Below are 12,278 nucleotides of genomic sequence, written 5' to 3' on the forward strand. Positions count from 1 at the left end.
TAAATTAAGTCGGGTTGAAAGCATCAACGTGCTACCCTTTAGGCAACATCTTGTTTCGAGTGTCCGTCGCTGTCGGGCTCCTGCGATGGCAGCACGACGCGGAAGGTTGTCCCTTCGCCAAGGGTGCTGTCCACCTCGATGAAGCCGTCGTGCAACTCTGCCAGTTCCTTGGCGATGGAAAGACCCAACCCGATACCACCATGCTTGCGGCTGCTGGTCTCATCGGCCTGCCGGAATCGGTCGAAGATCGTACTGAGAATATCCGGCGCGATGCCGGGGCCTGTGTCTCGAATTTCGACGCAGGAGCGCCCGTTCTCGAGATAGCTGCGGACCTGCACGGCGCCCTCGTCGGTGAACTTGATCGCATTGCCGATGATGTTGAGCAGGATTTGACGCAAACGCACCGGATCGGCCCAAACGTCGCCATTCTCGCTCTCCACCGTAAGCGCAATGCCCTTCTTCTGCGCGACCACCTGCATCTGGCTGACAACCTCGGCCAGGGTCTCGTCCATGTTCAGCGTCTCGGGGTTCAGCTGCAGCGTGCCTTCCTCGATCGCGGCGATGTCGAGCACAGAGGCGATCAGCGCCATCAGATGCTTGCCCGAAGTCTCGATCTGGTCCGAGAACTTCTTGATATCGTTGGAGAATGTCGTCAGACGATTGCCCAGGTCTTCGGTCTTGATGTCATCCTTGAGCCAGCGATAGCTCGGCAGAGCGCTGAGGTTCCGCATGAAGGAGTTGTAGCCCAGGATCACCGAAAGCGGGGTGCGCAACTCGTGGCTGACCGTATTCAGGAAGTCGGTCTTCGCCGCATTTGCCGCCGCAGAGCGGGCCACGGCCTGCTTCAACTGGGTGATGTCCACGAGAACGCCCGCGATGCTGTCAGAGGGCGTGCGGCGCTCTTCCACCCGCAACCAACGGCCATCAGGGGTCTTGAACTCGGTCGGTTCGGTGGGATTGCGATGGGCTTCGATCCGTTCCGCGATCCATTCATCTTCGCGGCCCACCGCGGCTGGATATTGGCCATTCTCGATGCCGCGGCGCAGGATATCCTCGAACGGGGTGCCGGGTTTCAGAAGGTCGGCGGATGTGGGGAAGAAGTTGCGATAGGTCTGGTTGCACATCGTCAACCGGCCCTCGGAATCATAGAGCGCGAAACCATCGCTGAGCGCCTCCACGGCCTCTTCAAGCTGCGTCTCGGCCTCGACCTTGCGGTCGAACGCCCAATGCAGAACGCGGTAAAGCGCCAGAAGCGCCAGCGTCACAAGCGCCACGGCAAGCCAGATGCTCGCCCGGTTCGGAGGCGAGGTGGACCACCCACCGCGTGGCGCGGCTTCCAACACCCAACCGACGCCGGGCGCGGTCACTGGAATGGCGACCGGCTCCATCAAGGAGACATTGGGATCGCCTGCCAAAACACGACCGGTGCCATCACGCACAACGAATTCGTTGGGCAAAAGCGCATCGTCGAGACCCGCAGTTACGAAGAGACCTTCCGCATCGATGACGAGCGACACGATCCCCCAAAGCGCGGAGTCGTCCGTCTCGGCCGATGGCAGGAACACGGCCGCCCGGGTGATGAAGCCCTGACCACCCTGAACGAGCTCCACGGGGCCGGTAAAGATCGTCTGCGCAGTGTCGATGGCTTCGCGCACGGCGCCGGTCAGGTTTGCCTGACGCGCCAGATCGAGACCGAGCGCGGATTCATTCCCGGCGACAGGATAGATATAGTCGATCACCAGATCAGGGGCGGCGGCGACGTTGATCACGTCTTCCGTGGCGGAAAAGAGCTGTGCGGCGGACCGGCTGAAGTCTTCCTGGCTCATCTCGGGTTGCGCGGCAATCGCCGAGACCAAGCCCTCGGTCAGCCAGAGCTTTTCGCTGATTTCCAGCTCCAGCGCGACCTGAAGCTCATAGGTATCTTCGAGAACATCGAATTGCTGTTCCGCGAGATATCGGTTCACATTGGAGCGGTCGAGGATCAGCCCCAAGAAAATCGCCATTGCGACGACGGCAATGTTTGCCGTGTGCGGCACCGCTGTCCAAAAGTATTTCATGGCAATGAACCCCGATCATCACTTACGAGCGCGACATTTACAGTTTTCGATGATCCGGACCTCGTCGCAGGGCCAAGAAATGATCGTTAACAACCTTCTCAAGGTACCTGTGGATAACTGAGCGATCAACTCTGCAAGCGCCATCTGTCTCATTCGAAAGGGAAATGGGCAATACGCGGGCAAAAGTGCGACTCTGATGCAACTACCGGCGCGCCGCTTGCCGCGGATGCGCATTTCCTGGACGCCGGGATAAGGCGAGGCGGCGGCAGGACAGGGCGCAGCAAGAGCCGCGGCTGGCGCGACGCACGTCGGAGCGCGTGGGAGTGATAATACAGGCGAGAGTATAGTGATGGATGGCGGTTCTCAGCGCCGCGCGTGCCAGATCGGCTGCACCACGGATCTCACCGGTTGCCTTGCAGTTTCCCCGCAAAGCCCGCAGGTGGGGTTCTTCATCCTCGCGGGCCGCTTGCCGTCGCGAACAGTTTTAGCGCAAGCCGCCTTGTCCAACTGCACAAACGAAAATTTCGCGCTTTAGGTCGAAAGTACTATTCTCATACCATCGGCGGTTTCCTAGCTTGATGTTACTTTCCACCAGAGTTGCTAGCCACTATGATCGATACAGTGCCAGTTCCGAGTTCGGTCATGTTTCTGCCAAAAGTACGCTTTCGAAGCAGCAGGTTGCTTCGTGCAATTCTTGTTGCATTTTTTTTATTCGTTACCCCCGTTATCGCCCATGATGCCGGGTCCGAGCACGTAGATATTACCGTCGATGAAATTACTGAAAACAGATACCTTGAAGTCATTCGAACGCTTGACCGACAAGGGTATCAGATCCGGTCGGTTTCAAGGACTCTCCTCAACCGGATCAGAATTCTCGCCGTCAACCAGGTGCAACTGCGAGAAATCATTTTCAGTCAAAGTGGCGGACTGGTCCTTCGGGATACAGTGCTCGAGGTAATCAGCCCTTAAAGAGGCAAAATTGAAACGAGCCGATTTTACCAAATGCAAGGCCGAAGCAATCTCCGTTCATCCGCCGGACGGGGAGGGGGAGCGGAAGCCATCGAGGCCGTACAGTTTTGCCACGCCCGTCATGTGGGCGCTCGTGCCACCGTTGGCGATCCAGGTGGCCGGTGCATCGTTCTTCACGTTCCGCACGCTGGCGGACCTCTTCGCGTGGTCTTCCGTCCGGATCCCGTGGGAGTACTTCGAGATCATGGAAGTGCTGGCGAGCCTCGGCATGGTCTTCGGCGTTCTCGCCACCGTGATGCTGCTCATCCCGAACCTGCGCCGGATCAATGGGGTGGAGGAGCGTCTGGAGGCGGCCTCGGGCCAGTTTCAGACCCATGTGGAGGGCCTTTTCTCCACGTGGAACCTGTCGGAGTCCGAGCGCGAGGTGGGCCTGCTCGTGGTCAAGGGGTTCAGCAACGCCGAGATCGCGATTTACCGAAATACCAGCGAATCGACAACCAAGAGCCAGGTCAGCTCGATATTTCGCAAGAGCGGCTTGTCGAACCGTCAGCAACTGGTCTCCTTCGTGGTCGAGGACATGCTGGACGGCGTAAGGGTCTGATCCTGAACGAACTTTACCCACGTCCGCAAAGCCTGCTTTGCCGATCCGCGGCGTCGTCCTTTGTGATGACAGGTTGGTTTTAGGCCGCGAGACCGATAGTCGGCGCGGTTTTGCTCTGTCCATTCTACAAGGGTCGAGAGTGGGCTGGCCGTTCAACTACCCCCCAGTAACTCGTTGAACCGCCCCCCATTCTCGATAACCCGCACGGTGACAGCCACCGGCCAGGACCGGGGCGCCGCGCGCTCCTCTCAGGAGTATCGGCATGCAGAACATATTTTTCCCCACGACACGGTATCCGCGCCTGACACGGCTGCGCGCCGCAGAGAAAGGTCCCGCGGCAAATGAGGGCCGCGCGCCGCGGTCCTTTCTTGAAGAGACCGAATTCCGCCACCATGCGCGGGTTGCAAGAGAGAAGGAAAGCGGGTCGCTGCCTACCCAGATGGCTCGGGACACGGTCATCCTGCTGGTTGCCAATCCGGGATCGCCGCTGCTCGCCCATGCAGATTGGCTCCAGAGAGACTGCCGGTACCTGGGCGCGGTCGGCGATCACGCGCAGGCAGAGGTGCTGCTGGCCGGACAACCTCGGACGGACCGGTTGCTGGTCGTTGACCTAGCGGTCTTCGTCAACATCGCCAGCGATATCGACCGGCTGATCGGCTTCCGGCGGCGCCAGCCGGATGTCCCCGTGGTCATCGCTTCGACGCAGTTCGGATGCCACGACCTCTCCTGTGAACGCGCAGCGATCGCGGATGCGTCTCTCAAGCTGCCGGCAAGCAGGAAATCGACGTGCCTGGCCCTAAATTCCGCATTGGACAATTTTTTTGCAAAGCGCTCATTAATTAGGCTTGGGGGCTGAATTGATCCGCTGGGACATCGATTGAAGAGTTCCATTAGGTCGGAAGTACCATCCACGATCCGAGGTCTTCTCAATCGTACTATCGGCCGATGGTACCCGAGTATAATGGACCGCCCCGCTGCGTAATTCGCACCTTCGAAGAGTGAAAGCGTCGAATGACAACGTTCACACCAATTCGACCTGCGAGAGCTTCGGGCGAGTTTTATGGAAACTCGATTGGGCAACCATTGGACGAATGGGATTGTAGATACCTGTACGCGCTACAGGGAAATACAGGGCAGGTGGGGCAGGCCCTGTTTCTGCAATCTCGTGGACGTGTTCGCTCGGCGCTGAGCTGGCCGAATGAAACCGCGCCAAGGAGGGCGCTATTCGGTTGATCTATTGCAAAGGACACGGAGCATAAAAGTGTTACATTCAGAATTCAGCCGCGAAAACTTCCGGAAATCGCGCAAAAAAATTTACACGGTATTGCTGGCTGGTGGGTTCGGGGCCGTCAGCCTGGGCGGCGCGCTGACGCCGAGCCAGGTGCAAGCGGATCTCCTGGGGGGGCTTGGCGATGTGGTAAGCGGTGTCGGTGACGCCGTGGGCGGCTCCATTGGCAGCGGCGGCGGCGTAGGTGGCGCGGTAAGCGACCTGGGCGATGCTGTCGGGGGCGGCCTTGGGGACGCGGTTGGCAGTGTCGGGGATACGGTTTCCGGTGTCGGCAACGCCCTCAGCGAGGGGTCTCAAGGTGGCAGCGGCGTCGGCGGCCTGGTAGGCGGCAGCGTTTCCGGGGTCGGCAGCATTCTGGGCGGCACCTCGGGAAGCGGTTCCAGCGGCACTTCTGGCACCTCGGGCACGTCCGGCACCTCGGGCACTTCCGGAACGAGCGGCACCTCCGGTACCAGCGGTACATCCGGGACCTCAGGGACCTCCGGCACCAGCGGCACCTCGGGCACGTCCGGTACCAGCGGCACCTCGGGCACATCCGGCACGTCAGGCGGACTCGTCGCCCCGGTCACCCGGGTCGGTGGCAATCCACGCTGCGCCAACGGCGGTAATTCCGACGTCTTCAACGGATACGCGGTCTTCGATGCCAACGGCATTCCCGTGGGCGTCGTCCACGACGCCGTTGTCGCGGGCAGCCTCGAGATCCACAGCATCCGCTTCGAGTCGTCCGCCTCATTGATGTCACGCACCGTCTGCGTGTCCGTCTCCGGGCCGGTGGAAGTGGGGCAGGGGGCGATGCGGATCGCCACGACCCAGTCCGCAATCATCAGCGCTGCCGCGCATTGAACGTGTGAACATGAGCGCCCCGGCCGCCCTGGCGCGGCCGGGGCTTTCCAGTCAGCGGCACCGGGTCACAAGGAAGGATCGACACGATGGCGGATGCGCTCGTGAGGCGGCAAGTGGCGGCGGCTGATGCCGTGTCGGAACGCGATATCCGCAACGCCCAACCTGCTCTTACGGGCTATGTCGGACTGCTGACTCTGATCTCATGTTTCATCCTTGCACGGGGGGAGCACGCATTCACCGGTCGCGATGGCTATCTTATGGCCTGCGCCGTGATCTTTTTCGTCATGGCACTTTGCGATGGGCTGCTGTTTCGAGTGTACCGTCAGCCCGACGTTGGCCCGCTGACCTGCGCGAATGCGTTCACCCGCCGATCATTCGCCCTGCTGGCCTATAAGGGCGCGGGACTGGCAGGAAGTGCTTTGATCCTTTGGGGGGCATACAGTTTCCTGCCACTCTACGCCGACACCTGGTATCGCACTACCTTCGCGGCGCTCCTCGTCTGGCTGCCTGCCGCGGCGCCGGTTGTCCTCCTGTACATCGTGGTGTTCCATTTTCTTGCCGAAGACCGTGACGACGGGCTGGCGGCGTTCGGCCGCGCCTGCCTCACTTTCGGGGCCCAGGGCGACCCCGCGAAGGTGCGTGACCACATGCTCGGTCTCGCCATCAAGGGGTTCTTCGTCCCGATCATGGTGGGTTTCGGGATCGGCGATTGGAATCGTCTGAGCGCCACGCCTTTCAGCATCACGGATTTCCGCGGTTTCTACGAAATCGGCTATCAACTTCTTCTGCTGGTCGATGTCTGTTTCGGCACCATCGGATACCTTTGCGGGTTCCGGCTGTTGAACGCCCATGTCCGCTTCCCCGAGAGAACACCGGGTGGGTGGCTCTTCTGCATCATCTGCTACGTCCCCTTCTGGCAACTGATCAACCGCAACTACCTGAGCTACAGCGATGGCATCGTCTGGGGCACGGTGTTCGCGGAAAACAGCGTGCACTACGTTATTTGGGGGAGCGCGATCTTGCTGCTGATGACGGTTTACGCGCTCAGCACGGTTTCCTTCGGATATCGGTTCTCGAACCTGACCTACCGTGGGCTGGTCTGTAGCGGCCCCTATCGCTTCGCGCGGCACCCGGCCTATCTGTCGAAGAACCTTTCCTACTGGATGATCGAGATCCCGGTTCTGGGCACGAGCCTCGGCAGCGCCGTCGGCGGTACGCTGGCGCTGCTTCTCGTGAACGGCATCTACTACATGCGTGCCCGCTACGAGGAGCGGTGCTGTCTCCAGCACGAGGACTATCGCATCTATCACGCGCGTTTCGACCGCGGAGCACCGACGCTTGGGTAGACCAGTGTGGATCCCCCCCCGCGATCTGCGCGTCGCGACAGCAGGCATGTCGCTGGAAATGTCGATCGTGATTGCCCTTGGGCACGGGTGGCGAGATCGGGTTCATGTCCCGAGTTCATCGGCAGCAATGTACAAGAGCGAAGCGAGTGGTGCGGGCGGCGAGCCTTGAAGGCTAATGTCACAACGTCTCGTGATCGCTCATAATCTATCTATCTCAATTTCTTACGAACATTCGTCAGTTCCACCTTGATGCATGAAGGCCCAGTCTATGCCCCGTATAGGGGTGGATAGAAGGGTGGATAGAATGGGCCGAGAACTGAACAAGCTTACGTCCGCGTTCGTCCGGTCGGCGCCTCCCGGGAAATATCCCGATGTAGGTGGACTGTGGCTCTTCCGACGCGCAGATGGCGGCGCGCAATGGATCCTTCGGGTCGCTTGCCGGCTCAGCAGCCGTCTCCTCCCCTTTCAGGGCTTCCAGCGCGACCTTCGCCTTGAACTCAGGCGCGTGCTGCTCCGTTTCGACATGTCTGATCTCCTTCTCGTCGAGGGTCGGCAGACTGCAGATCTTATGTCAGTGTCCGAATTTCAGGGGGTAGCTCAGAGGCCAATCGCGGCAGTGCGGCTCGTCGCTGGCGCAGTTTCTTTGCGGCAGCGAAATTGAGGTGTAGGCGTAGTGGCGCCACTCGGGGGCGGAGCAAGCTGATCCACTCGGCCCGAAGATCTAGGTAATACGCTGGACTAACGTTGCAATTGGCTTCGGAAAAACGCCACGTTCACGGCCAGACCCGGCAAGAGCCACTGGAACAACCTCACCACTGACAGGACCTCTTCCAACGATGCATCGGATGTGGCCGCGTCGCGCAGTTCGTCCGGGGTTATTCCGGTCATGTTCGGCAGCGAGGCGGCAAGGTCGACCGCCGCGTGGTGGACGCGTTCTACATTATTTGCGTACTGCGCTTCGGACAGTCGAGGACTGAGGTCGTTCCAGGCCATGGTGAAATAGCTGGGCCACCGGGCGAAGGCCCGATAGTCGGTGTTGACGAAGGGCAACCCGAGCGCCGCGCGGAGGTCATCGTAAAGTGCCGCGAGATCGTCTGACGCGTGGTGCGGCTCCATCAGGGCCGGTTTGGGAACGTTCGGTCGGGTAGCCGTTGTGCGGTCGAGGTCCCCACCACCCCGCCACGGGTTTCCTTCCAGAAGATGCCGCGCCAGCGTCGCCATCAGAACGTATGGCATGTTGCCGCTGGAAAAGATTTCGTTGCAGGCTCGGATGTCTTCGATCTCCTGCGCGCCATACCGATGCGCCGATAACTGGGACACCAGGGGCGAGGGCTCCAATGCTTCCGCCTCCCGCTCGGCGACATCCCGCAGGGACCTGCAGGCCTTTTCAAACGCCTTTGTCCCCGTGATTGGCTCCATGGCCGACCAGAGGGTGTCATAGAAACGGGGATAATGCGCAAATGCCATGGCAACCACGCCCATCCAGGGGACGCCAAGGCCGGCCTTGGTGCGCTCGTAGACCGCTGCGCGCGCACCGCTGACGGCGAATTCCGGGACTGGATTGATCGCGGGGATCGGGTCGGGTTTCAGCCGGGGAAGATCAACCATCGGCGTGGATGTCCTGCGGCAACCCCTCGCTCCATTTGCGAAGTTCGTCGAGGAATCCCAATGCGCTGCGCCCGAACTCGGTGATCTCGTATTGCACCGACACCGGCGCAGTATCCATGACCTCGCGTCGGACCAAATTCTGCATTTCAAGCTGGCGCAGGCGTTCGGTGATCATCTTCTTGGAAGCGCCCCCCACCATCCGGGCCAGATCGTTGAACCGCACCGGGCCATCCTTGAGGTGCCACAGGATCGACCCGGTCCATTTCCCACCGATGATCCGCATCCCTTTTTCGATCGAACAGGGCTCGAAACAGGCATCATGGACCTGCCGCCGTCCCCGTGCGTCGCTTTCGACTCTTGCGCGCATGCCAGATCTCCAATCCGAAATTTAAGGTTACTAAAAGTATACTAGTTGATTTTAGCTTCCTGTGCTCGCAATTTCCCCTCGAACGGCCGGCAAGTCAAGCGGGCTCCACAAGGAATGAAGGAGATAAACAATCATGAGCAACATCCTGATTTTGAACGGGGCGCAGCCCTACGAATTCGCCCCCGGTAAGTTGAACGCCACGCTGGTGGACCGCGCCCGCGCCTTTCTCGAAGCGCAGGGCCATAGCGTACGCGTGACCACCGTCGCCGAAGGCTATGACGCGAATGCGGAGGTCGAGAACCATATCTGGGCCGACACGGTCATCATGCAGTTCCCCGTCAACTGGATGGGCGTGCCGTGGTCGTTCAAGAAGTACATGGACGAGGTCTACACCATCGGCATGGACGGTCGCCTGACCAGAGGAGACGGCCGCACCCCAGAGGCGCCCAAGGCGAACTACGGCATGGGCGGGTCGCTGACCGGCACCAAGTACATGTTGTCGGTCACTTTCAATGCCCCGCGCGAGGCTTTCGATGATGCGGCAGAGCCGTTCTTCGAGGGCGGTAGCGTCGACGATCTGCTGCGCCCGATGCACTTGAACGCCCGGTTCTTCGACATGAGCCCGCTCCCGACCTTTGCCGCCTTCGACGTGATGAAGAACCCTCAGATTGACGCCGACTTCGACCGCTTCGATGCCCATCTCGCTGAGGTATTTGCGGAGGCTGAAAATGTCGCAGCCTGATATTGTCCTCTACACCGCGAACACAATGAACGGGTGGAAGCCGCTCATCTTCCTGCACGAGGCCGAGATCGACTATGACCTGGTCAACGTCGATTTCTCGAAGAAGGAGCAGCACGCACCCGACTATGTGAAGATGAACCCCAACGGCAAGATCCCGACGATCTGGGACCGGGCCGAGGGGCGCGCGATCTTCGAAAGCGGCGCGATCCTGTGGCACCTGGCCGAGAAATACGGGCGGTTCCTGTCCTCTGATCCGGTGGAGCGGTCCGAGACACTGCAATGGCTTTTCTTTCAGGTCGGCCATATCGGGCCGATCATGGGGCAGGCCATGTTCTTTCAGCGCATCGCCAAGCCCAATGGCGACGAGGTGCCCTATGCCATCAACCGCTACGTGACCGAAAGCCGCCGGCTGCTTGAGGTGCTGGATACGCGGCTTGAGGGCCGCGATTGGCTGGTGGGCCGCGAGATGTCGATCGCGGACATCGCCACATACCCGTGGGCGCGGAGCTATTTCTGGGCGACGGTAGAAATCGATGGCTTGCCCAACCTTCAAGCCTGGTTCGACCGACTTGATGCGATGCCGAGAGTGCAGGAAGCGCTGCAACTGCCGGAGCCGCGTCCTTCGGCATTCGGCAAGGGCGACATCGAGGCCGCCGCGTCGGCCAATGCCGCCCGGTTCAAGGCTTGAGGCAATGGCTGTTCGTGTGGATATCGTCTCGGATGTTGTCTGTCCCTGGTGCGTGATCGGATATCACCAGCTGGCCAAGGCGGCGCAAGAGACCGGCACTGATCTTGACGTGCATTGGCACCCGTTCGAATTGAACCCGCAGATGGCGGCCGAAGGCGAGAACCTGCGTGACCATCTGGCCGCGAAATACGGCACCACGCTGGAAGGCTCAATCAAGGCGCGGGCGCGCCTGACCGAGATGGGCGCGGCGCTCGGGTTCACATTCAACTATGCCGACGACATGCGGATGGTGAATACCTTCCGCGCCCATCAGCTGATCGACTGGGCCAAAGATCAGGATCGCGCCCATGACATGAAACTGGCGCTGTTCGCTGCCTTCTTCACCCGGCGCGAGGATCTCAACAACGTGGCTGTCCTCGCCGATGTTGCCGCCAGCATCGGACTTGCTCGCGACGCTGCCTTTGCCATGCTGGACAGTGGCGAGCGCGCCGACTCCGTTCGTGAGAACGAGCGGTTCTGGTCGTCGCGCGGCATCACCGGTGTGCCTGCAATGATCTTCAACCGCCAGCATCTCGTGACCGGCGCGCAGGGCGAAGAGACTTACGCCAATATCCTGAACCAGCTGAAAGGATCGGCGGCATGATCGAGATCATCGATCACAGCGACCGGGTCGAAAGACTCCTCGACCCTTATCGCGACACCATTGGTGCGGATTTTCGGGCCTGTCGGGCGCGACCGTGTTGATCCCATGAGGCGTCAGGTATCAACGCTCATACGTCTGCAATCTCGACTGTGCGTTTCAGAATGTCGACGCCCTGTGTCTTCCAGAAATGCAGCAGGTCGATGAAGATCCAATTCTCCGCCAGCTTGTCGCCCTCGCGGCGATAAATGTCGATTACCCGCATCTCTCCGGGCTTGTCCGAGCCAGGCATCCCCATGAAGCCGCCTGTATGCCGGGCAGTGAAATTGGGCCAGCCGAAGAAGCCTCCGTAGTGACCTTCGGCGACGCGGGCGAGGTGGCGGGTCTTGGAACGGTCGCTGAAGGCCGCGCGAAATGGGCCCGAGTGCTGCTTGGCATAGCGCTTGATCGTGTAGGTCGCACCGATCCCTGCGGGGCCCCACCAGATCATGTCGTCGTGCCAGGTCTGGGCGAGTTCCTCTTCAAGCGGTAGGCCCGATTGCCAGGTTCCCAGATCGCCGATCATGGCATTGATCGCGGCGAGCGTGGCCGGACCCTCGGCCTCCGGCGCGTCCCGGAAGAGCAATCCATCATGGGTCAGCGGGCCGGGCTGGACCAGATGCGCAGCGGTTTGCGGCGGGAAAGGATCGAGCCCGGCCTGCATCATCAGGTGGGGAATGTCGAAATACATCGCGGCTTCGACGATGCGGCCATTCTCGACCTTGTTGAATTCGCAGTAACGCAGAAAGGCCATCTTGCCGGTGGGCGGGATACCCAGCCAGGCCCGGTCGAAGAGGCCCATCAAATGGCCCATCGACACCACCCAAGTGCCGGCAAACCCGTCCAATTCGTTGTGCCCGGCAAAGAAGATATCTTGCCGCCGTTGCAGCCGCGTCAGCGAATGGCGCAGGGGTGCCCAGAATTGCTCTGCCACAGCGTCCGGCCCGACCAATTCGCCAAATGGATGGAAGCCGCGCCATAGCGTGTCGGGTGCCATTGCCTCTGAAAGAACCGATCCGATTCGATCCGGGGCAGCACCGTCCAACGCAGCATAAAGGTCTAGAATTGCTCGTTTTTCTTTCTGAAAATT

At 60.5% G+C, this 12,278-nt stretch carries 12 protein-coding genes; 8 read left to right on the forward strand and 4 right to left on the reverse strand.

Going from position 1 to position 12,278, the window contains the following annotated elements; all coding sequences use genetic code 11:
• Positions 1-38 precede the first annotated feature (38 nt).
• On the reverse strand, positions 39-2,003 hold the full coding sequence (locus KYE46_RS06420; RefSeq protein ID WP_219004273.1) for an ATP-binding protein: 1,965 nt from the start codon (positions 2,001-2,003) through the stop codon (positions 39-41).
• A gap of 663 nt (positions 2,004-2,666) precedes the next feature.
• Between KYE46_RS06420 and KYE46_RS06425 the strand changes: the two genes are divergently transcribed.
• The 5 genes from KYE46_RS06425 to KYE46_RS06445 all read left to right on the forward strand — a co-directional run bounded on the left by KYE46_RS06425 (position 2,667) and on the right by KYE46_RS06445 (position 7,104).
• A complete protein-coding gene (locus KYE46_RS06425; RefSeq protein WP_219004275.1) occupies positions 2,667-3,026 on the forward strand; it encodes a hypothetical protein in 360 nt (119 codons plus the stop codon).
• A gap of 121 nt (positions 3,027-3,147) precedes the next feature.
• On the forward strand, positions 3,148-3,627 hold the full coding sequence (locus KYE46_RS06430; RefSeq protein ID WP_219004277.1) for a helix-turn-helix transcriptional regulator: 480 nt from the start codon (positions 3,148-3,150) through the stop codon (positions 3,625-3,627).
• Between the two features lie 262 nt (positions 3,628-3,889).
• Positions 3,890-4,483, forward strand: coding sequence for a hypothetical protein (locus tag KYE46_RS06435; protein WP_219004279.1), 594 nt, complete (start codon positions 3,890-3,892; stop codon positions 4,481-4,483).
• A 405-nt stretch (positions 4,484-4,888) separates the two neighbouring features.
• Positions 4,889-5,758: a hypothetical protein gene (locus KYE46_RS06440; RefSeq protein ID WP_219004281.1), complete on the forward strand. Its 870-nt coding sequence runs from the start codon at positions 4,889-4,891 to the stop codon at positions 5,756-5,758.
• 86 nt (positions 5,759-5,844) lie between these two features.
• Positions 5,845-7,104: a hypothetical protein gene (locus KYE46_RS06445; protein WP_219004283.1), complete on the forward strand. Its 1,260-nt coding sequence runs from the start codon at positions 5,845-5,847 to the stop codon at positions 7,102-7,104.
• Positions 7,105-7,842: 738 nt separating this feature from the next.
• Here KYE46_RS06445 and KYE46_RS06450 read toward each other — a convergent pair.
• Both KYE46_RS06450 and KYE46_RS06455 read right to left on the reverse strand, forming a co-directional pair.
• The gene (locus KYE46_RS06450) at positions 7,843-8,712 is read right to left on the reverse strand and encodes a halocarboxylic acid dehydrogenase DehI family protein (RefSeq protein WP_219004284.1); all 870 of its coding nucleotides are present in this window, start codon (positions 8,710-8,712) and stop codon (positions 7,843-7,845) included.
• Positions 8,705-9,079, reverse strand: coding sequence for a winged helix-turn-helix transcriptional regulator (locus tag KYE46_RS06455; RefSeq protein ID WP_219004285.1), 375 nt, complete (start codon positions 9,077-9,079; stop codon positions 8,705-8,707). The genes KYE46_RS06450 and KYE46_RS06455 overlap by 8 nt, the downstream gene beginning before the upstream one ends.
• A gap of 133 nt (positions 9,080-9,212) precedes the next feature.
• On the opposite strand from KYE46_RS06455, the gene KYE46_RS06460 reads away from it, so the two are divergent.
• Genes KYE46_RS06460 through KYE46_RS06470 form a run of 3 tightly spaced genes read left to right on the forward strand, consistent with a single transcriptional unit; the run spans position 9,213 to position 11,152 of the window.
• The gene (locus KYE46_RS06460) at positions 9,213-9,821 is read left to right on the forward strand and encodes an NAD(P)H-dependent oxidoreductase (protein WP_219004286.1); all 609 of its coding nucleotides are present in this window, start codon (positions 9,213-9,215) and stop codon (positions 9,819-9,821) included.
• Positions 9,808-10,509 carry a glutathione S-transferase family protein gene (locus KYE46_RS06465; RefSeq protein ID WP_219004288.1) on the forward strand — a complete coding sequence of 234 codons (702 nt, stop codon included), beginning with the start codon at positions 9,808-9,810 and terminating at the stop codon, positions 10,507-10,509. The genes KYE46_RS06460 and KYE46_RS06465 overlap by 14 nt, the downstream gene beginning before the upstream one ends.
• Positions 10,510-10,513: 4 nt before the next feature.
• A complete protein-coding gene (locus KYE46_RS06470; RefSeq protein ID WP_219004290.1) occupies positions 10,514-11,152 on the forward strand; it encodes a DsbA family oxidoreductase in 639 nt (212 codons plus the stop codon).
• 127 nt (positions 11,153-11,279) lie between these two features.
• Here KYE46_RS06470 and KYE46_RS06475 read toward each other — a convergent pair whose 3' ends face one another.
• Positions 11,280-12,254 (reverse strand): ester cyclase, encoded by a 975-nt coding sequence (locus tag KYE46_RS06475; RefSeq protein ID WP_428845087.1) that lies wholly within the window; start codon positions 12,252-12,254, stop codon positions 11,280-11,282.
• Between the last annotated feature and the right edge of the window lie 24 nt (positions 12,255-12,278).

This window comes from Gymnodinialimonas ceratoperidinii, from assembly GCF_019297855.1.
GTDB classification, from domain to species: Bacteria; Pseudomonadota; Alphaproteobacteria; order Rhodobacterales; family Rhodobacteraceae; genus Gymnodinialimonas; species Gymnodinialimonas ceratoperidinii.

Coding starts and splice junctions, on each gene's coding strand:
- KYE46_RS06445 (WP_219004283.1), top strand. CDS start 5,845: ATGGCGGATGCGCTCGTGAGGCGGCAAGTGGCGGCGGCTGATGCCGTG.
- KYE46_RS06460 (WP_219004286.1), top strand. CDS start 9,213: ATGAGCAACATCCTGATTTTGAACGGGGCGCAGCCCTACGAATTCGCC.
- KYE46_RS06420 (WP_219004273.1), bottom strand. CDS start 2,003: ATGGCGATTTTCTTGGGGCTGATCCTCGACCGCTCCAATGTGAACCGA.
- KYE46_RS06465 (WP_219004288.1), top strand. CDS start 9,808: ATGTCGCAGCCTGATATTGTCCTCTACACCGCGAACACAATGAACGGG.
- KYE46_RS06435 (WP_219004279.1), top strand. CDS start 3,890: ATGCAGAACATATTTTTCCCCACGACACGGTATCCGCGCCTGACACGG.
- KYE46_RS06470 (WP_219004290.1), top strand. CDS start 10,514: ATGGCTGTTCGTGTGGATATCGTCTCGGATGTTGTCTGTCCCTGGTGC.
- KYE46_RS06455 (WP_219004285.1), bottom strand. CDS start 9,079: ATGCGCGCAAGAGTCGAAAGCGACGCACGGGGACGGCGGCAGGTCCAT.
- KYE46_RS06450 (WP_219004284.1), bottom strand. CDS start 8,712: ATGGTTGATCTTCCCCGGCTGAAACCCGACCCGATCCCCGCGATCAAT.
- KYE46_RS06425 (WP_219004275.1), top strand. CDS start 2,667: ATGATCGATACAGTGCCAGTTCCGAGTTCGGTCATGTTTCTGCCAAAA.
- KYE46_RS06430 (WP_219004277.1), top strand. CDS start 3,148: ATGTGGGCGCTCGTGCCACCGTTGGCGATCCAGGTGGCCGGTGCATCG.